Raw genomic sequence first — 19,160 nt, forward strand, 5'->3', positions numbered from 1 at the left:
TCAGAATTCATTTTTTTCAATTATTGAATCAGTATTAATAATTATGTTCTTTAAATTTTCAATGACATCTGATGAACAATTATTCCACATTTTTCTATTGACAATTTCAAGAAATCTTTGTGCAATGTCTCTTAAAGCCCATGGATTGTTCTCTAGAAAGAAATTCCTAAGATCCAGATCACATAACCATGATTTATAAACTTCCTCATAACACCAATCTGAGACTACTTCAGTAGAAGCATCAAAAGCATATAAGTAATCTAGTGTAGCTGAAAATTCAAACGCTCCTTTATAACCATTATCCTTCATTCCATTTATCCATTTAGGGTTAAGTATTCTTGATATAACAACTTTATTAATTTCATCTTGTAATTTTGAAATTTTGGATAATCCATATTTTGATAAATCACCATGATACATTTCAGGAAATTTACCGCTCATTTTTTTTACTGCTGAAGATAATCCGCCCTGAAATTGATAATAATCATCAGAATCTAAAATATCATGTTCCTTATTATCTTGGTTATGAACTACTAACTGCACATTTTTAAGAGCATTTTCTAATGATTTTTTATCCTCTATAGGTTCAAGATTATCACTGTAAATCCACTTACTCCAATTAAGAAAAGATTCTCCAAAATCCTCAATATTTTCCCAATTTGAATTTGAAATTAGTTCTTGCAGACCAGCTCCATATGATCCTGGCGCTGACCCAAATATACGATTAATTGAATCACCATCCCTTGATGCCCCAGCGAGAGGGTTAAATTTATCATCCTCATTAAGATTAGAAACAAGAGTTATTGCTTTAGAAGTTAATTTAACTAACTGTGGAAATGCATCTCTAAACATTCCTGAAATCCTTAAAGTAACATCAACCCTTGGTCTTTCGAGAACAGATAAAGGAATGATTTCTAGATCAACTACTCTTCTTGAAGGCCCATCCCAAATAGGCTGTACTCCTAATAAATATAGTATTTGACAAATGTCTTCACCACCATTTCTCATTGTGGATGTTGCCCATACAGATATTGCTATATTTTTTAAATCTTCTCCATTATCTTGTTTGTATAAATCAAGTATTTGTGAAGCAGACTGACAACCAACACTCCATGCTGATTCAGTTGGCAGTCCTCTCGAATCAACTGAAAAGAAATTTTTACCAGTGGGTAAAGTTTCAGTTTTACCTCTCGTAGGAGCTCCAGATGGACCACTTTTTACATATTTTCCATTTAATGAATTAATAAATGATAATTTCTCATTATACGAAGAATTAATGATTGGAATTAGAATCTCTTCTTTTAATAATAAAAAATACGTATTATGTTTTTTTTCATTAACGAAATAGTCTATTATTTTCTGATTTTTATATTTTTCTAGATTTTTTATATTGATATTCTTTTTGTAAAAAAACAAATATATTAAATACTTTGCTTGTTGTTCCAAAAAATCAATAGCCATTCTAAAATTTAAAAGGTTTTTGTTGGAAAAAGTCATTAATATTTTTTTATCCTTTTCACTTAACATTTGATCATATTGATTTGTCCAAGGATTCAAATCTAGTTTTAAATGTTTTGCTATATATTGAGTAACACCAATTCGGTTCGTATTTGGTACTCTAGCAATACACAAGAATAAATTTATTTCATTAATATCATTCTGCCTATTGCCAAAAATATGCAAACCTGTCCTAATTTGAGATTCTTTAATTTTGCAAAGAAAGGAATCAATTTCTTCTATTTGATTATTTTTATTCTTTAAAGTAATTTCGCTAAAATCTTTTTTTATTAATTCAAAAATGGAATTTTCTATTATTTCAATCCTATTAGAATTTAATAATTTTGCTTCAAAATATTCGTCTAAATAATTTTCTAATATTGAATATTTTCCATATAATTCTGACCTATCCAAAGGAGGGGTTAAATGATCAATAATTGTTGCAGCAGTTCTTCTTTTAGCTTGGGATCCTTCTCCAGGATCATTTACGATAAAGGGATATATGTTTGGTATTGCTGGACAAATAATATTTGGAAAACATTTATTGCTGAGACCTATAGATTTACCAGGTAACCATTCAACAGTCCCATGTTTACCAATATGGCAAATAGCATTTGCCTTAAAAACTTTTTCAATCCAAAAATATTGTGCTAAATATCTATGGGGAGGTGGAAGATCGGGAGAATGAATATCTCTATCGGTGAAGGCGTCATAACCTCGTTGAGGTTGAATCAATAATGTTATTTTTCCAAATCTAATACCATTGATTGAGAAGCCTTTATTATCTAGATCGATCGCATCAGATGGTTTACCCCAACGACTAACAATAATATTTTTGGGATCAATTTCTAAATAATTCCAATATTTTAAATATTCACTAAGTGGTAAGTAATCTAATGGTTTATTATTTTGAGATTCAATATCATTAGTTCTAGTTTTTATAAGCATTGTCATTAATTCCGAAGAATCTTGAGGATAATTACAAGATCCAAGGTCATAACCTTCTTCTTTTAACCAATTAAGAATATTTATTATTGAAGATGGTGTATTTAGACCAACGCCATTACCGATTCTTCCGTTCTTTACTGGATAATTACTTATTACTAAACAAATTCTTTTATCAAAATTATTAAGTTTCTGAAGTTTCACATAATTTGTTGCAAATTTTGAAATCCATTGAATACCTACTTGATCAGCTTTGTAACTAGTTATTTCACTATATAGTGTATTTTTCTTAGAAATTATTTCCTTAAATGCTGAAGGACAGGTAGTAATTCTTCCATCAAATTCAGGAATAATTATTTGCATTAATAAATCAGATGAATTCATTCCAATAGATGAATTTAACCACTTTTTTCTTGATCTATTAGAAGAAAGAAGCTGTAAAATTGGAATTTTAAGAGAAGTAAAAATATTTGTTGAATTTTCAATTAATTCATTATTTTTGATTTGAGATGAAGAAAATGAAGTTGTGGTAATTATTAGTTTAATATCTTCTTTTTTAAAAATTTCAATTAATTTTTTCTGGATAATATTATCTTTTAGTGTTGAAATAAAAAATGTTTTAGGAGATAATCCGCATTTTCTTAATTGCAAGTTAAGTTTTTCGTTTACTTCAATTTCATTAGCCAAAAAAAGTGATTTATAGGATATTATTCCTATCTTTTCGCCACTTTCATTTTTCCAATCGTGTAAATAGGGATCTGCATAAAAAGTAATATTCAAAAAATCATCAGGAATTAATTTTTCATCTAAAACTAAATAATTTAAACAATTAAGAAACTTTCTATAATTATCCAGTCCTCCAGATCTTAGTAATCTAGAAATATTTAATGCAATATTTTTATCTATACTACTTATTTCACATAAGGAAATTTCCTGGTCAATGGTGCCTGAAAGGATTACTAACTTCCTTTTTTTATTAACTGCTTGCCAATTTAAAAGTTGTTCTATTCCATAGTTCCATGTACCTTTATCTCCAAATATTCTAAGTACGACTACTTTTGCATAATTTATTGTTTTTAATAAATAATTATCTATTTGAGCAGAGGAATTTAAATTAGAAATTTCTAAAGCTCTTATATTATTTTTTAATGAAGCAAAATCTTTTTCTAACAACAAGTTTGATATAAGATTTAAATCAGTCTTGACACTTGTTATAAAAATAAAATCTGCAGCTGGTTGCTCAATTAAATCATCCTTATTCTTTTCATTTCCTGCTATATTTAATATCCTGTGCATTTTTATATATAAATAAGGTTTAGAATAAGTAAGTAGGATAAAACAAGTTTACCTTAATTAAATAAATTAAATATGCATGAATTTCTTCCATACGCCTGGTTCGAAGGTAAATGTATTCCATTTAAAGAAGCAAAAATATCAATAGCTACTCATGCACTTCATTACGGTACTGCTGCATTTGGAGGAATGCGAGCAATACCTAACCCAACAAACAAAGATGAATTCCTTTTGTTTAGAACTGATAAACATATAAAAAGATTATCTCAAAGTGCAAAATTACTCTTAACTGAAATTTCTGAAGAATATATTTTTAAAGCTTTAGAAGAAGTTATAAAAAGAAACAAGCCAGAAAAACCTATTTACATAAGACCATTTGTATATACAAGCGATTTAGGTATAGCGCCAAGGTTACACAATATTGAAACAAATTTCTTTATTTATTGTATTGAACTAGGAGATTATCTATCCCCAGATGGTGTTTCATGTAGAATGAGTAGTTGGACAAGGCAAGAAGATAGATCTCTCCCCTTAAGAGGAAAAATAAGTGGAGCATATATTACTAGTTCATTAGCCAAAACAGAAGCTAGTTTATCGGGTTTTGATGAAGCCCTGCTATTAAATTCAAGTGGTAAGGTAAGCGAAGCTAGTGGTATGAATTTATTTATTGTAAGGAATGGAGACTTAATCACTCCTGGTGTTGATCAAGATATCCTTGAGGGTATTACTAGAGCTAGTGTAATTGAATTAGCTAAATCATTTGGAATAAATGTAATTGAGAGGCCTGTTGATAAAACAGAATTATTAATAGCCGATGAAGTTTTTTTAACTGGTACAGCAGCAAAAATTACACCAGTTAAAAAAATTGAATCAACTGAATTAAATGTTGAAAGACCAATAATGAATAAATTAAAAAGTAAGCTTATAGAAATAACAGAAGGTCGTTCTCAAGACTATGATAATTGGGTAACAAGAATTTCACTAAAATAAATTATTTTTCACCTAAAATGGAATCTTTCAGAACCTATTTAAATAGAGATGAAAAACCATTAATTATTTTTGACGGAGGTACTGGAACATCATTTCAGAACTTAAATCTTACTTCAGATGACTTTGGAGGAAAAGAATTAGAAGGTTGTAATGAAAACCTTGTATTATCATCACCAAAAGTAGTTGAAAGAGTTCATGATTCATTCCTAGAAGCTGGTTGTCATGTTATAGAAACTAATACCTTTGGAGCCTCATCCATAGTTCTTGATGAATATGATATTGCGGATAAGGCATATGACATAAATAAAAATGCTGCATTAATAGCAAAAAACGCTGCGTCCAAATATACATCAGTTGATAAACCAAGGTTTGTTGCTGGTTCAATTGGACCAACCACTAAATTACCGACATTAGGACATATAGATTTTGATGAATTAAAGCAGTCATATAAAGAACAAATATATGGTCTTATAGATGGAGGAGTTGATCTTCTATTAATTGAAACTTGTCAAGATGTATTGCAAATAAAATCTGCCTTATCAGCATCAAAAGAAGTACTTGATAGTAAAAATATAGATTTACCCATAATGGTATCTATAACAATGGAAACAACAGGTACTATGCTTGTTGGATCTGATATCGCATCTGCATTAACAATACTAGAGCCATTTAATATAGATGTCCTTGGACTTAATTGTGCTACTGGTCCAGAACAAATGAAGGAACATATAAAATATTTGTCTGAAAATTCACCCTTCGCTATCAGTTGTATTCCCAATGCAGGACTTCCTGAAAATGTTGGTGGTGTGGCTCACTACAGATTAAAGCCAATAGAATTAAAAATGCAGCTAATGAATTTTATCTACGACTTTAATGTTCAATTAATAGGTGGATGTTGTGGGACGACACCTGATCATATTAAATATCTTTCTTCAATAATTGACGAAATTATTGATAACGAAAGGAATAGCAAAAATGGTAAGAACAAATCAAGTGGATATATTCCTTCTGCATCATCAATATATAATTCTGTGCCGTACAAACAAGATAATTCAATTTTGATTGTAGGAGAAAGATTAAATGCAAGTGGATCTAAAAAGGTAAGGGAGTTATTAAATAACGATGACTGGGATGGACTAGTTTCAATTGCCAAGCAACAACAAAAAGAAAATGCACACGTACTTGATGTGAATGTTGATTATGTGGGGAGAGACGGAGTGAAAGATATGAAAGAAATAACTTCAAGACTAGTTACCAATATAAATTTGCCTTTAATGATTGACTCTACAGATGCTGACAAAATGGAAAGTGGATTAAAGTCAGCTGGTGGTAAATGTATTTTAAATTCAACAAATTACGAAGACGGTGATGAAAGATTTGATCAAGTTCTAAATTTAGCATTGGGGTACGGTTCAGGACTTGTTGTAGGAACTATTGATGAAGATGGAATGGCAAGGAATGCAGATAAAAAATATAACATTGTTAAACGAGCGATTAATAGAACAAGAGAATGTGGTTTGTCAGATTATGAGCTCTTTTTTGATCCATTAGCTTTGCCAATATCTACTGGGATAGAAGAAGATAGATTAAACGCTAAAGAAACAATTACTGCTATATCAAATATTCGTGATAATTTCCCAGATATTCATATCATACTGGGGATATCAAACATTAGTTTTGGTCTTTCACCATTATCTAGAATTAATTTAAATTCAATATTTTTAGATGAATGCATTAAAGCGGGATTGGATTCTGCTATTATCGCACCAAATAAAATTTTGCCTTTATCAAAAATTTCTCAAGAGACTAAAAAGCTTTGCTTAGATTTGATATATGACAAAAGAGAATTTGAAGATGATATTTGTATATATGATCCATTAGTAGAATTAACAAAGGCATTTCAAGATTTATCTATTCAGGATTTCAAAAAAGCATCTTCAGAAAATAAAAACTTAACACTGGAAGAAAGTCTAAAAAATCATATTATTGATGGAGAAAAAATAGGTTTAGAGGATCAATTAAATAAAGCTTTAAAAAAATATAAACCTCTTGAAATAATTAATACCTTTTTACTAGATGGGATGAAAGTTGTAGGAGATTTATTTGGCTCAGGTCAAATGCAATTGCCATTTGTACTACAATCCGCTGAAACAATGAAATTTGCGGTTTCAATTTTAGAACCCTATATGGAAACTGTAGATCAAAAAATATCTAATGGAAAACTCTTAATAGCAACTGTCAAAGGCGATGTTCATGATATTGGAAAAAATTTGGTTGACATAATACTTACAAATAATGGTTATGACGTTATAAATCTTGGAATAAAGCAAGATGTTTCAGCAATTATAGATGCACAAAAGAAGCATAATGCCGACTGCATAGCTATGAGCGGATTACTCGTTAAATCAACTGCATTTATGAAAGATAATTTAGAGGCTTTTAATAATGAAGATATTGATGTACCAGTAATATTAGGAGGCGCAGCCTTAACCCCAAAATTTGTTAATGAGGACTGCAGCAAAATATATAAAGGGAAAATATTGTACGGAAAAGATGCGTTCACTGATCTTAAATTCATGAATGAATATATGGATAATAAGAAAAAGGGTAATTGGTCAAATACAGAGGGTTTCATTAACAATGAAGGTATAAATATTAATTTAGCCTCATCAAAATCCAACTCTCAAGCTGTTAAAGAATCAATATCAGTAAATACCGAGACTTCCAAATTAAATTTAAAAGAAAATTTTATAAGATCTAAATATATAAATGAAGAAGAACCAATTCAAGCTCCTTTCTTGGGAACGAAAGTCTTGAACGAAATCGATATAGATTTAAATAAATTAATTTTTTATTTAGATACAAAAGCTCTATTTAGCGGTCAATGGCAAATAAAAAAAGGAAAAAACCAAAGCGTAGATGAATACAATAACTACCTGGATTCATATGCTAAACCATTGTTAGATAAATGGTTAGAGGCAATTATAGAAAAAAAACTTATTTCACCCAAAGCAGTTTATGGATATTTCAAATGCGGAAGAAAAGATAATAGTATTTTATTATTTGATAATAAATCATTAAATAAAATTTCACAATTTAATTTTCCAAGACAAAAATCTGGGAATAATCTATGCATAGCTGATTTTTATTGTGATTTGAAAAATGATAAACCGATAGATATATTTCCTATGCAGGCAGTAACCATGGGCGATATTGCTAGTGAATATTCTCAAAAATTATTTAAAGAAGATAAATATAGCGATTATTTGTTATTCCATGGGCTTACAGTCCAATTAGCAGAAGCTCTAGCTGAGTATGTCCATGCATTAATTCGTATTGAATGTGGTTTTAGGTCTGAAGAACCAGACAAAAATAGAGAAATACTAGCTCAAAAATATAGAGGAGCTAGATATTCTTTTGGTTATCCTGCATGTCCAAAAGTATCTGATTCAAACATACAATTATCATTGTTGGATGCAAAAAGGATAAACTTGACCATGGATGAATCTGAACAACTCCATCCAGAACAAAGTACTACAGCTATCATTTCACTACACTCAAAAGCTAAATATTTCAGCGCTTAAGCTAAATTTTTAGTTGTTTTCTAAATATTCAATAATTTCTTCCTGAAGTTCTTCCATCGTTTCATTATCACCCAGATCAAGACCCTCACCCGCGGCATCCTGTGTTAACTCAAGATAATATGAAGCACCATCGCTAGATAAAAATTCTAATGCGGAAGTTTCATCACTATCTTTAAAAGCTTCATAAAGAGCTTTAAATGCAATGTTTTCAGTAAAGTCCCAATCCATAATGAAAAAAACCTTATTAGAATTATTACCTCCTTACCCCCCATACTCGTCAACCTTTTTTAAAGAAATGTTGGTGTTTTATTATTATTAAAAAATCTATGACCAAAAATAATCAAAATCAGTTAAATGTCCTTGGAGAAAAAATTGAGATTTGTAGTTGCGCACCAATGACAGGGTGGTTCAGGGATGGATTTTGCAACTATGACAAAAATGATGGAGGAAATCATTCCATATGTTGTGTAATGGATGATAATTTCTTGAAATATAGTAAATCACAAGGTAATGATTTAATAACTCCAATGCCTATTTATTCCTTCCCAGGACTAAAGGATGGTGATCATTGGTGTATTTGTCTTGATAGGTGGAAGCAAGCATTATTAGACGGTCTTGCACCAAAAGTCATATTAGAATCAACGAATATCGTAGTCTTAGAATCAGTACCTCTGGAAAAATTGAAAGAATATCAATTTAATAAAAAGTAATTACAAGTTTATTTTTTTTTTTAAAATGATAATGATAAATTTATTTAAATGAGTTTAGAAATATATTGGAAAAAAGCACTAGAACAAACCCAATTATCAATTGATGATGAATCATTATTTCCTCTCAAAACTGATATTATTACAAGGGATTTATATGAAAAAGACGACTTCATAATTAGGAAACTCGATACTTCAAAATTTAATAAAAAAAAAATTTATGGTCCTAAGCAAAATCCATTTTGTCCTTGGGAAAAGATACTAGAAATTGATAAAATTGGTGATAATCATCAACTAATATTAAATAAATACCCTGTACAAAAAGGTCATATTTTACTTATTACAAATGAATGGAAACCTCAAAATGGATGGTTAGATATTAAAGATTGGAGCGCGATCCAACAAGTTAATAAAGATACTAGTGGATTATGGTTTTTCAATAGTTCTCCAATTGCGGGAGCAAGTCAACCTCACAGGCATTTTCAACTTCTGCGTAGATCTAAAGGTGAGATATCATGCCCCAGAGAAAAGTGGTTTCTAGAGATGAACTCATATCAAGATATAGATAGTAAGCTTAAAAAAAATATTATTGTATCCAAATTTAATTTTTTAGAAAATCCATCATGTCTTTTTGAATTTTACTTAGAATTATCTAAGAAATTAGGACTTGGGGACCCTATTAGTGATAAGAAACCTATGTATCCATACAATATTTTAATAACTAATAAATGGATCGCTATTATAAAAAGAAAAAATGATCATATTCATGGTTTTAGTATTAACGGTTTAGGATTTGCAGGATATCTATTAGTAACTGAAAATTCAAATATTAATTATTTAAAGAAATTTGGCCCTGAAAAACTTCTAGAAAGTTTTGTTTGAATACTAGTTAGTTACTTCAACTTCCTTATCCCTGCTTATTTGGCTTTCTAGAACTTCTATAGATGCTGTTACGGAGGCAATTTTACGTTCAAGTGAATCCTTAATGTAATTAAGCATTTCTAACTTCTTATGTTGATAAAAACTCTTTTTTTCTTTAGATGACTTGAAATAACAATTAAACATTTTTATTTTTATTATAAAAAAATACTTAATTGACTTGTGACATAAAAATAAATTGGTTTTAATTTAAAAACAATATTCCGTATGGACTTTCAATTTTTTTTGAATAAAATTAAATAAATTCCATACTATTTAAGAAAATATTATTGAATACTCCTGAAAATTCAAATACAAAAAGAATTTCAATTGATTTACCTGAGGAACTAATTTCCAGGTTTGATCAATTACGAAAAGAGTGGGGATTTAGAGCAAGAGGACCTGTAATAGAAAAGATACTTAAAGAACTTCTTCAAGAAGATGATTTACTACCTAAGAACCAACAGCAAGAAATAGACTTTAACGATAATAATAATAATGAAAATTTAAATATTGATGAAGATACTGCATTGGTATTAATTAAATCAGACGTAAAAAAAGAAGTTAATGAGATATCTTTGAATAAAAGATTTACAAATAATAATCAATATAAAGAAAAAACCAACTCAAACATAAGTCTTCCCAATTTTGTTGAAAAAAAAGTAAAGAATCTAAGAAGAAGTATTAATAGTGAAAAATTAAAGGAGAATATTAATGATATTGAAATTAATACAATTAAAGAAACTGAATTAATAAAATGTCGAATTGAGTTAATTAGTCATTGGAAAACTTTATATGGATCAGTTCCTAATGATAATGTAGTAGAAGCTTCGATGGATTGGTTTGAAAGGGATATATGGCCAAATATTGATGGAACTGAAAATCTACCCTTTACGTGGAATGCAGCCAATAAATTAATGTCAGAATTATGCCCATTTTGGATAAAGAACAATCCATCCCTTGAAACTGTATTATTAATGATTGGCGTTTTAGAAGACCCTTTTGCTACATCAGATCTGATAAATAGAATTCCAACACTTATGAGAAGGTTTGTAAGTAGATTTAAGCGAAATAATAGATCAAATTCATTTGTAACTTTGGACTCAACAATGACAGTACATGGAGCACTTAAATTATTGAATTTATCAACATCCGCAGGATCCGCACATACGTTCCCTAAAATTAGGGAGGCCTATAAATCAATAGCCTTAGAGACGCATCCTGATGCTGGAGGATCAACAGATCAAATGAGAAAATTAAATGAAGCGTATCAATTGCTAAAAAATCTATATAGATATTAGTATTATAATTCTCAAATAAGACTATTTATAAGTCCAATTAATAGTCTCATATAAGAGTAATGTTAATTTAAATTTCTTATTTTCATCAATTATTTTTTTTAAATTTTTAAAAAAAATTATGCTTAAATGAGATTAAAATAAATTCACTTTTAAAAAATAAAAATTTCTTTGTATAGCGATTCTTATATAAGACTTATTATAAGTCTACTATATAGTCTCAAAATAGATAAACAAGATACATTAATTTATCAATTCGGATTAATCACGTCTAAAAAACATTTATTGCCTATGAAAAATTTAAAATTGAATAATAAATCAATAAACTGTGTCCTTTCAATGTCCAAGAATTTAATAAGCCCTAGAAAGTCTTGCTATAAGGGAATTTAATATTTTACCGTACTGTCTTTAAGACAGTACTACTTGCTTTGGAGCTTCTGGATAGCAGTTTGTTTATCAATACTGGGGACATCGCTTAAACCGTTAACGTCAAACCAAGGGGCACTGGCCCAATCAAACCCATCACCAAAAGTGTTGTCTGGCGCAGCTATGTACCAATGGCATGAAGCGTCAGGAACATCGACAGCACATTTTGACCAATCATCTGACCACTGAGGGACTTGCACCCAAAGCACTGAAGATAGCAATAGAGATAATAAATTTATCATGATACTTATGATACAACATTAATTAGTTTTATAGGATTATTACTTATCTTATATAAGAATTATTATTAGACTTAGCTAAAGTCTCATATGAGACTAGCAATACACTTAATTTCTTAACTTAGTATTAAAACATTTTTCAAGATTAGAAATGATATTTGAATGTATTGATGTGATGTCAGAGTCCAGCAATGTTTTATCTTTATCTCTATAAGATAATCTAAATGTATAACTTATATGATCATCTCCAAATTTATTATCTTCAAAAACATCTATTAAATTTACATCCTCCAAGAGATTTTTTCCTGTTTTTCTTATCTGTGATGTTATTTCACTAATTAAATATTTCTTACTGAATACAAAATTTATATCCCTTTCAATTTTCGGAACAATTGGGTATTGCTTATATATTGGAATCCATTTATTTTTTCTTGTACTTGCTCCCAAAAGGTTAGATACATTTATTTTAAATAAATAAACTTTTTTTAATGACTTCTTTTCTAATATTAATTTGGGATGTATTTCACCAAAAAAACCTACATCTTTCCCTTCAATAAAAAGTTTCGCTGTTCTTCCTGGATGAAGAAAATCAATTGAATCAGAAGGTTTATCCTCAATTTTTATGTTCAATGATGATAAAGCCTCCTTTAACTTTCCTCTGGCCTGGTAATAATTAAGATCATTATCCTTACCCGAATTTATCCATTTTCCAAATTTTCTATTTCCATAAATCGCGCCATTCAAAACTTCTTCTTGAATAAACTCAGTTTTCTTTTGAAAAACATTTCCAATTTCAAATATATAACAACTTGCTTGTCCAGCTTTTATATTACGGTTCACTATCTCCAAATGTTCTTTCCAGATATTATCTCTAAGACAGCTCGTTTCTAATAGCAAAGGATTAGAAATCTTTATAAGTTTTTCATTATCATCAGGAACAAGAGAGTAGCTTAGTACCTCATTAAAACCATTTTCTATAAAACCATTTTTTACTTTTCTCAATGCCAACTGTTCTGATGACAATTTTCCAGGCTTAATTGGATTAGGAAGGTTTAAGTCGAATCTGTCATACCCTATTAATCTCGCTATTTCTTCAATTAAATCTATTTCTCTTATTAAATCATGTGATCTATTAGGAATTACTACAACATCCCAGCCATATTCTTTATTCTTTAAAGTACAACCTATGAGTGTTAATTTATCCACTATTTCATTATCAGATAAATTTCTTTTTTCAAATTGATCGTTAATTATTAATGGACCAAGAATTTTATGTATTCGATTTCTCCGTAGTTTAATAAATACATCCTCATTATTTATTAAATTGGAAGTATTGATGATTGGTGAATCAATAGAAAAATATTCTTCTAAAAGATTAATTGCCCTTGTTACTGCACTTATTGTATTTTTTGATGAAATCCCTTTTTCATACCTGCTGCTGGATTCTGTTCTTATGCCAACAGCCTTTGAAGATTTTCTTATAGTAACTGGATTAAAAACAGCGCCTTCAAGGTAAATAGATGAGGTAGTATTAGTCACAGAAGTCTCTAAACCGCCTATCACCCCTGCAATAGCTACTGGTTTATCACAACAAGTAATAACTGTGATATTGTCATTTAAGTCATATTCTTTACCATCTAAGCAGATAAGGCTTTCGTTGTCCTTACCTTTTCTTACAGAGAAATCTTCTGGGGAAACTTCCTTACCAATTAAGTTTGATAGTTTATCTTTATCAAACGCATGCAAAGGTTGACCTTGTTCTAAAAGAATATAATTTGTCAAATCAACTAAAAGATTAATAGATTTTATACCTGATTTTTCTATACGGTCTTTAAGCCAATTTGGCGATAATTTCTCTCCATTTACTCCATCAACGCAGCTTATTGTATAAATGCAATTAGATTCAATTGCCTCTGGACAAAGTTTAATTCCCTTAAGTAAATGAATATTGTATTTATGGTTTAATTCTGGAAAATTTAAAGTGGTTTCTAAAAGGGCAGAAATTTCACGGGCTATACCCATAACGGACATTCCGTCAGGTCTATTAGCTGTAATAGCTAAATCATATATAAAATCATTTAATTGAAGCAAATCAGCTCCCGGAGTGCCCAATTTATGTTTTAAGGCTAAATCTTGATTAATGATCTCAATCCCTTCGCTAGAGTCCTCTAAACCCATTTCCTGCAATGAACATATCATTCCTTCACTCATGACACCTCTAATTTCACTTCTTTTTATAGTTAAATCAACTGCATTTAATTTCGCGCCTACAGTAGCAACATAAACATAAATATTTGGTTTAATATTGCGCGCACCACAGATAATTTGTAAATTCTTTGAATTACCAATATCGACTTGGCAAATTGAAAGTTTATCAGATCCTTCGTGTTTTAAAACAGATAATACCTTACCTAAAACAACACCATTTACATTTTCTGAACAATCTTCTAATGATTCAACCTCAAACCCACCAATAGACAATTTCTCAGAGAGATCTTCAGGAGTAGAGGTAATTTCTACTAAATTTTTCAACCAATTTTGAGAAACTTTCATATATATTATTTAATCAATGATGATAAAAGAAATAAGTATATCTTCAAAAAAGTTTGTTGAAGATGTACAATAGAAAATTATACAATAAAGTATTAATTAAAATGGCAAAAAAAGGGACAAGAGTTGTAGTGACCCTGGAATGTACTGAAGCTAGGACAAGCACAGATCCTAAAAGATCAAATGGTGTCTCAAGATATACTACTGAAAAGAATCGAAGAAATACAACTGAAAGATTAGAACTAAAAAAGTTTAATCCTCATTTAAACAGAATGACGATTCACAAAGAAATTAAGTAACCAAATCAAATTAAATCATGCCTAATTCAATTTTCAAAAAGCAATTATCACCTATCAAACCTGGAGATCCTATTGACTATAAGGATGTAGAATTACTAAAAAAATTCATAACTGAGAGAGGAAAGATCCTACCAAGAAGGATGACAGGTTTAACCTCTAAGCAACAAAGAGATCTTACATTAGCTGTAAAGAGAGCCAGAATTGTAGCTCTTTTACCCTTCGTAAATCCCGAAGGATAGTTTCATATTGAATATAGTTGGCACTATAATTAATATCACAAATATTTGAAAGATTTAACTAATTTAAAAACATATATTATTGACTCTGATGATCCACATGAGGTTGATGACGCTTTTTCATTAGAAATTAAAGAAGGAAATAAAAAAAATTTATGGATACATATTAGTAATCCATGCAAACTCTTTTTTCATGACTCTAATGTTGATTTAAATGCAAGAAAGAAAAATAGCAGTTTATATTTAATTGATCAATATGTCCCAATGCTACCTAAAGATATTCTTGAAAAGGCAAATCTAGCTCAAAATAAAGTTTCAGAAACAATTAGTGCAGCAATAGAATTCAATGACGATGGATCAATAAATAAATATGAAATAACTGAAGCTATAATAAAACCAAAATATCAATTAACATATGAAGATGCAAATGAAATATTAGAAATAGAACCTAAAGAAGAAATAGAATTAATTGAGATTAAAAATTTATTAGAAAAAAGTATTACATTCAGAAAGAAACAAGGAGCAATTATTTTTGAAAGTCCTAATAATAAAATTAAATTATATGAGGATAAGATTATAATAACTAAATTAGAGAAAACAATCTCACAAATTATAGTTGCAGAATCAATGATATTAATGGGTTATGTAACAAGTTTATTTTTAGATAAATATAATTTAGCAGCTGCATTTAGGATTCAAAAATTAAACTGCAATCCATCTGAAATACTTAATAGATACAATGATAGTGATATTAAATATATAATATTAAAACAATATATGGGAAGAAGTTACATAACTACTAAACCAGGAATTCATGAATCATTAGGTCTTAAAATGTATGTACAATGTACTTCCCCATTGAGAAGATATCTTGATTTAATTATACAAAGGCAAGTCTATAATAAAATTAATAATTACGAAGTTCTAAGTAAAGATTCAGTCACTAGGATAATTGATTATTCAAAGAATAGACAATCAGAGAATAATAATATATTTAAAAATGATAAATTTAAGTATTTAAAATTATTTTTTAAGAATGAAAAAAAACCTTTTTATAAAATAATATTCGTTAAGTGGATTAATCATAAAAAAAATATAGCTCTGGTTTTTTTTCCAGATTATTCTCTAGAAATACTTATTACTCTTTTTGTATCAATAGAAATTTATAGTAATAAAATATATAAAGTTAAATATATTATAAATGATAGTAATCTTTTAGAGTTTATTTATTAATAAGATAATAAATATAATAGGTTGATAATAGTTTAAAAAAATATCTGTTAGTATTAATAAAAAAGCTTTATGACTTTTGTCATTACTACACCTTTATACTATGTTAATGATAAACCTCATTTAGGAAGTGTATATACAACAATAATTTGTGACTCAATAGCTAGGTATAAAAGGCTTGCAGGTGAAGATGTTATTTTCATCACTGGTGTTGATGAACATGGTTTAAAAATACAAAGAACAGCTAATGAAAAGGGTATTGAACCAAAATCACATTGTGATGAAATCTCAGAAGTCTTTAATAATAATTGGAAAAATTGGAATATATCATTTGATAAATTTATAAGAACAAGCTCAAAAAATCATGAATTTGTTGTTAATGAATTTTATGAAAGAGTAAAAGCATCAGATGATATCTATATGGGAGTTCAAAAAGGTTGGTATTGTGTCGGTTGTGAAGAATTTAAAGATAATCCAGAAAACTCATCAACATACAAGTGTCCAATACATCAAAAAAATCTAGAATGGAAAAATGAAGAGAATCTCTTTTTTAGGCTTTCAAAATATCAAAAAGAAATTGAGAAAATAATCAACGAACCTTCTTTTATAGAGCCAATAGAAAGAAAGAATGAAATTATAAATTTTGTATCTAGAGGTCTAAAGGATTTTTCAATTTCAAGAACAAATGTCTCATGGGGTATTCCTGTCCCAGGTCACGATAAACATACCTTTTATGTATGGTTTGATGCATTGCTTGGATATGTAAGTGCCATTAATTCTGATGCAGCAGAATATTCTTTGGAAAAATCAATTAATGAAGGATGGCCAGCTGATGTTCATTTAATTGGTAAAGATATACTGAGATTCCATGCTGTATATTGGCCAGCAATGCTTATTTCTGCAAATATGAAAGTTCCTAAAAAAGTTTTTGGGCATGGGTTTCTGACAAGAGAAGGGCAAAAAATGGGTAAAAGCTTGGGAAATGTCCTCGACCCTGATTTATTACTTTCAAAATATGGAAATGATCCTGTAAGGTGGTACCTCATCAAAGACATATCTCTAGGAAATGATGGAGATTTTCAAGATAAAAGATTTGTTGATATCATCAATAATGACTTAGCTAATACAATTGGAAATTTATTAAATAGAACATCGTCTATGTCTAGAAAGTGGTTTGATAATAAAGTGCCTAATATTGAAAAAATTTTAAGTGAAAATAAATTAGAGAATTATGCCAAAATTGCTGTTGAAAATTATATTTATAACTTTGATATTTACAAATTAGATTTAGCAGCTAATGAAGTGCTTGGCCTAGCAATTAATACAAATTTGTATTTAAACGATAATCAGCCATGGCTACTAATAAAAGAGAAAGACAATTTACCTCTAGTTAAAGAAATTATTTATAACGTTTTAGAAAGTACTCGAATAATAGGTTTATTATTACTACCTTTATTGCCAGAATTATCTACAAAAATTAATGAACAACTTGGTTCTATATACAGAGAAGAAATTCCTTGGAAACAACAATTAAGTTGGGGATTATTAGTTAGTAACTCAAGTCTTCCTAAACCCACTCCTATTATAAATAAACTGGAGTATGAGCAACATTTATAGATTAATAATTTTCGTTCAATTATTTATGTTTGGTTGCGCCCCAAATGTAATTGATGAAAATAAAGTAATACAAAAAATAAACAGTTTAGATATGAATATTTTCTCTAAAAAAGGAGTTAAATTATATTCTATTGCCAGCCCAAATTCTAGTTATGACAAAATTGAATTAAAGTTAAAATTAAAAAAACCTACCATAAATATTTTTAATGGAGAAGTAACGAAATACATTATTAGTTCAGAAGAATCTATATTATCAGACAATAATAAAATCCTTAAATTGATTGGGAATGTTAAATTAAAGACTCTTAGAAAAGATGAAGATACCTTATATGCTGATAATTTTGTTTGGAATATAGATGAGACTAACTATCTATTAGAAGGTAATATAAAATTTGAAAATCAAAATATAATCTTAAATTCAGGAAAAGCGATATTGGGTTCAGACAACATAATTGAATTTTTTAATCCAGTAAAATATATAATTAAAGATGCAAATAACAATAATAAATATGAAATAAATTCAGAAAATGCTTTTTATAATCTTAATACTGATTCAGTAAGTTTTGAAGCAAAAGATAAAAGAGTTAAATCGATAATTTATTTTTAAATTTTATTTTTTGAAAAAATATTATTAATTTTTTTCGACCAGTTATTTATCCATTTTTCATCCGACTTAGTAAAACATTTAGCACTCCAGCCTCCAATTAATATAAAAGCCTTATTATTTATTGGTACAACTAAGATAGACGGAATTTCGGCACAAAAATTAAAAAATTCATCTCTTCCAGGATAAAATTTAGTGTTTGCTAATGATATTAATTTCATATCTTTTATAGATCTCAGACAAGTTTCTCCTGGTTTAAAATCATTACTTGAAGTGATCCCCCTTCTCAATATATTTACGCCATCATTATGGATTAATATTGCTGCTGCTGCTGTAGAAGTTAATATCGCTTCAGAACCCCATGCAAGTTCATCAATAACTTCATCCGGCATGTTTCTATCGAAGAGAAACTTATTTTCTCCTTTTAAAACAGCCTTCTCACCAGCTATGGGTTGAAATTGTTTAAATAAAAAACCTATCAAAATAATAATTAACGAAGCTATTGCGGCTAACACTTGTGCTCGTTCAAGCTCAGGAGTGATTGTTTCTATTGAAATGAAATTTGCTATCTGAAAAATAAAGAGTATTACACCGACTGATATTAATGATTTCCCATTGAATCCCATATTTTAAATATGTTATTTCTAATTAAATTATGCAAATATTATATTGTTTAGTACATTTAAAATAACTCAAACATATGGTTTTTAATATATAATTAACCAAA

The 19,160-nt window shown here is 28.8% G+C and carries 16 protein-coding genes; 10 read left to right on the forward strand and 6 right to left on the reverse strand.

Annotation, left to right across the window (positions count from 1 at the left end):
- Positions 1–3,738, reverse strand: a complete 3,738-nt coding sequence (gene cobN, locus HA140_RS04830; RefSeq protein ID WP_209040008.1) for a cobaltochelatase subunit CobN — start codon at positions 3,736–3,738, stop codon at positions 1–3.
- Between the two features lie 72 nt (positions 3,739–3,810).
- Here cobN and HA140_RS04835 point away from each other — a divergent pair, with 72 nt between their 5' ends.
- Positions 3,811–4,725: a branched-chain amino acid transaminase gene (locus HA140_RS04835; RefSeq protein WP_209040009.1), complete on the forward strand. Its 915-nt coding sequence runs from the start codon at positions 3,811–3,813 to the stop codon at positions 4,723–4,725.
- A gap of 17 nt (positions 4,726–4,742) precedes the next feature.
- Positions 4,743–8,309, forward strand: coding sequence for a methionine synthase (gene metH / locus HA140_RS04840; RefSeq protein ID WP_209040010.1), 3,567 nt, complete (start codon positions 4,743–4,745; stop codon positions 8,307–8,309).
- 9 nt (positions 8,310–8,318) lie between these two features.
- On the opposite strand, the gene HA140_RS04845 is transcribed toward metH, so the two are convergent.
- Positions 8,319–8,537: a hypothetical protein gene (locus HA140_RS04845; RefSeq protein WP_025888346.1), complete on the reverse strand. Its 219-nt coding sequence runs from the start codon at positions 8,535–8,537 to the stop codon at positions 8,319–8,321.
- 98 nt (positions 8,538–8,635) lie between these two features.
- Here HA140_RS04845 and HA140_RS04850 point away from each other — a divergent pair, with 98 nt between their 5' ends.
- Entirely contained in the window at positions 8,636–9,019 is a 384-nt protein-coding gene (locus tag HA140_RS04850) for a DUF2237 family protein (protein ID WP_209040011.1), read from the forward strand.
- 48 nt (positions 9,020–9,067) lie between these two features.
- A complete protein-coding gene (locus tag HA140_RS04855; protein ID WP_209040012.1) occupies positions 9,068–9,898 on the forward strand; it encodes a DUF4922 domain-containing protein in 831 nt (276 codons plus the stop codon).
- Positions 9,899–9,901: 3 nt separating this feature from the next.
- Here the strand turns inward: HA140_RS04855 and HA140_RS04860 are convergent, their stop codons facing one another.
- The gene (locus HA140_RS04860; protein WP_025888349.1) at positions 9,902–10,081 is read right to left on the reverse strand and encodes a hypothetical protein; all 180 of its coding nucleotides are present in this window, start codon (positions 10,079–10,081) and stop codon (positions 9,902–9,904) included.
- Between the two features lie 143 nt (positions 10,082–10,224).
- On the opposite strand from HA140_RS04860, the gene HA140_RS04865 reads away from it, so the two are divergent.
- The gene (locus HA140_RS04865; protein ID WP_209040013.1) at positions 10,225–11,235 is read left to right on the forward strand and encodes a molecular chaperone DnaJ; all 1,011 of its coding nucleotides are present in this window, start codon (positions 10,225–10,227) and stop codon (positions 11,233–11,235) included.
- 416 nt (positions 11,236–11,651) lie between these two features.
- Here HA140_RS04865 and HA140_RS04870 read toward each other — a convergent pair whose 3' ends face one another.
- Both HA140_RS04870 and pheT read right to left on the reverse strand, forming a co-directional pair.
- Positions 11,652–11,900 carry a hypothetical protein gene (locus HA140_RS04870; protein WP_209040014.1) on the reverse strand — a complete coding sequence of 83 codons (249 nt, stop codon included), beginning with the start codon at positions 11,898–11,900 and terminating at the stop codon, positions 11,652–11,654.
- Positions 11,901–12,005: 105 nt separating this feature from the next.
- Positions 12,006–14,450 carry a phenylalanine--tRNA ligase subunit beta gene (gene pheT / locus HA140_RS04875; RefSeq protein ID WP_209040015.1) on the reverse strand — a complete coding sequence of 815 codons (2,445 nt, stop codon included), beginning with the start codon at positions 14,448–14,450 and terminating at the stop codon, positions 12,006–12,008.
- Positions 14,451–14,551: 101 nt separating this feature from the next.
- Here pheT and rpmG point away from each other — a divergent pair, with 101 nt between their 5' ends.
- The 5 genes from rpmG to lptC all read left to right on the forward strand — a co-directional run bounded on the left by rpmG (position 14,552) and on the right by lptC (position 18,436).
- Positions 14,552–14,746, forward strand: a complete 195-nt coding sequence (gene rpmG, locus HA140_RS04880) for a 50S ribosomal protein L33 (protein WP_002805540.1) — start codon at positions 14,552–14,554, stop codon at positions 14,744–14,746.
- A 17-nt stretch (positions 14,747–14,763) separates the two neighbouring features.
- Positions 14,764–14,985 carry a 30S ribosomal protein S18 gene (gene rpsR, locus HA140_RS04885; RefSeq protein ID WP_002806014.1) on the forward strand — a complete coding sequence of 74 codons (222 nt, stop codon included), beginning with the start codon at positions 14,764–14,766 and terminating at the stop codon, positions 14,983–14,985.
- A 45-nt stretch (positions 14,986–15,030) separates the two neighbouring features.
- Positions 15,031–16,215 carry a ribonuclease catalytic domain-containing protein gene (locus HA140_RS04890; RefSeq protein ID WP_209040016.1) on the forward strand — a complete coding sequence of 395 codons (1,185 nt, stop codon included), beginning with the start codon at positions 15,031–15,033 and terminating at the stop codon, positions 16,213–16,215.
- 69 nt (positions 16,216–16,284) lie between these two features.
- Positions 16,285–17,829 (forward strand): methionine--tRNA ligase, encoded by a 1,545-nt coding sequence (locus tag HA140_RS04895; protein WP_209040017.1) that lies wholly within the window; start codon positions 16,285–16,287, stop codon positions 17,827–17,829.
- Positions 17,813–18,436, forward strand: coding sequence for an LPS export ABC transporter periplasmic protein LptC (gene lptC / locus HA140_RS04900; RefSeq protein WP_245156200.1), 624 nt, complete (start codon positions 17,813–17,815; stop codon positions 18,434–18,436). Before HA140_RS04895 ends, lptC begins: the two co-directional genes overlap by 17 nt.
- On the opposite strand, the gene HA140_RS04905 is transcribed toward lptC, so the two are convergent.
- Complete coding sequence (locus HA140_RS04905) at positions 18,433–19,059, reverse strand: cofactor assembly of complex C subunit B (protein WP_209040018.1); 627 nt, start codon at positions 19,057–19,059, stop codon at positions 18,433–18,435. The genes lptC and HA140_RS04905 overlap by 4 nt on opposite strands.
- Positions 19,060–19,160: the final 101 nt, after the last annotated feature.

Source organism: Prochlorococcus marinus CUG1417, from assembly GCF_017695975.1.
GTDB lineage: Bacteria > Cyanobacteriota > Cyanobacteriia > PCC-6307 > Cyanobiaceae > Prochlorococcus_A > Prochlorococcus_A marinus_AG.

Excerpts from the sequence above, each read along its gene's own strand:
- cobN (WP_209040008.1), bottom strand. The coding sequence starts at position 3,738 with ATGCACAGGATATTAAATATAGCAGGAAATGAAAAGAATAAGGATGAT.
- HA140_RS04835 (WP_209040009.1), top strand. The coding sequence starts at position 3,811 with ATGCATGAATTTCTTCCATACGCCTGGTTCGAAGGTAAATGTATTCCA.
- metH (WP_209040010.1), top strand. The coding sequence starts at position 4,743 with ATGGAATCTTTCAGAACCTATTTAAATAGAGATGAAAAACCATTAATT.
- HA140_RS04845 (WP_025888346.1), bottom strand. The coding sequence starts at position 8,537 with ATGGATTGGGACTTTACTGAAAACATTGCATTTAAAGCTCTTTATGAA.
- HA140_RS04850 (WP_209040011.1), top strand. The coding sequence starts at position 8,636 with ATGACCAAAAATAATCAAAATCAGTTAAATGTCCTTGGAGAAAAAATT.
- HA140_RS04855 (WP_209040012.1), top strand. The coding sequence starts at position 9,068 with ATGAGTTTAGAAATATATTGGAAAAAAGCACTAGAACAAACCCAATTA.
- HA140_RS04860 (WP_025888349.1), bottom strand. The coding sequence starts at position 10,081 with ATGTTTAATTGTTATTTCAAGTCATCTAAAGAAAAAAAGAGTTTTTAT.
- HA140_RS04870 (WP_209040014.1), bottom strand. The coding sequence starts at position 11,900 with ATGATAAATTTATTATCTCTATTGCTATCTTCAGTGCTTTGGGTGCAA.
- pheT (WP_209040015.1), bottom strand. The coding sequence starts at position 14,450 with ATGAAAGTTTCTCAAAATTGGTTGAAAAATTTAGTAGAAATTACCTCT.
- rpmG (WP_002805540.1), top strand. The coding sequence starts at position 14,552 with ATGGCAAAAAAAGGGACAAGAGTTGTAGTGACCCTGGAATGTACTGAA.
- rpsR (WP_002806014.1), top strand. The coding sequence starts at position 14,764 with ATGCCTAATTCAATTTTCAAAAAGCAATTATCACCTATCAAACCTGGA.
- HA140_RS04895 (WP_209040017.1), top strand. The coding sequence starts at position 16,285 with ATGACTTTTGTCATTACTACACCTTTATACTATGTTAATGATAAACCT.
- lptC (WP_245156200.1), top strand. The coding sequence starts at position 17,813 with ATGAGCAACATTTATAGATTAATAATTTTCGTTCAATTATTTATGTTT.
- HA140_RS04905 (WP_209040018.1), bottom strand. The coding sequence starts at position 19,059 with ATGGGATTCAATGGGAAATCATTAATATCAGTCGGTGTAATACTCTTT.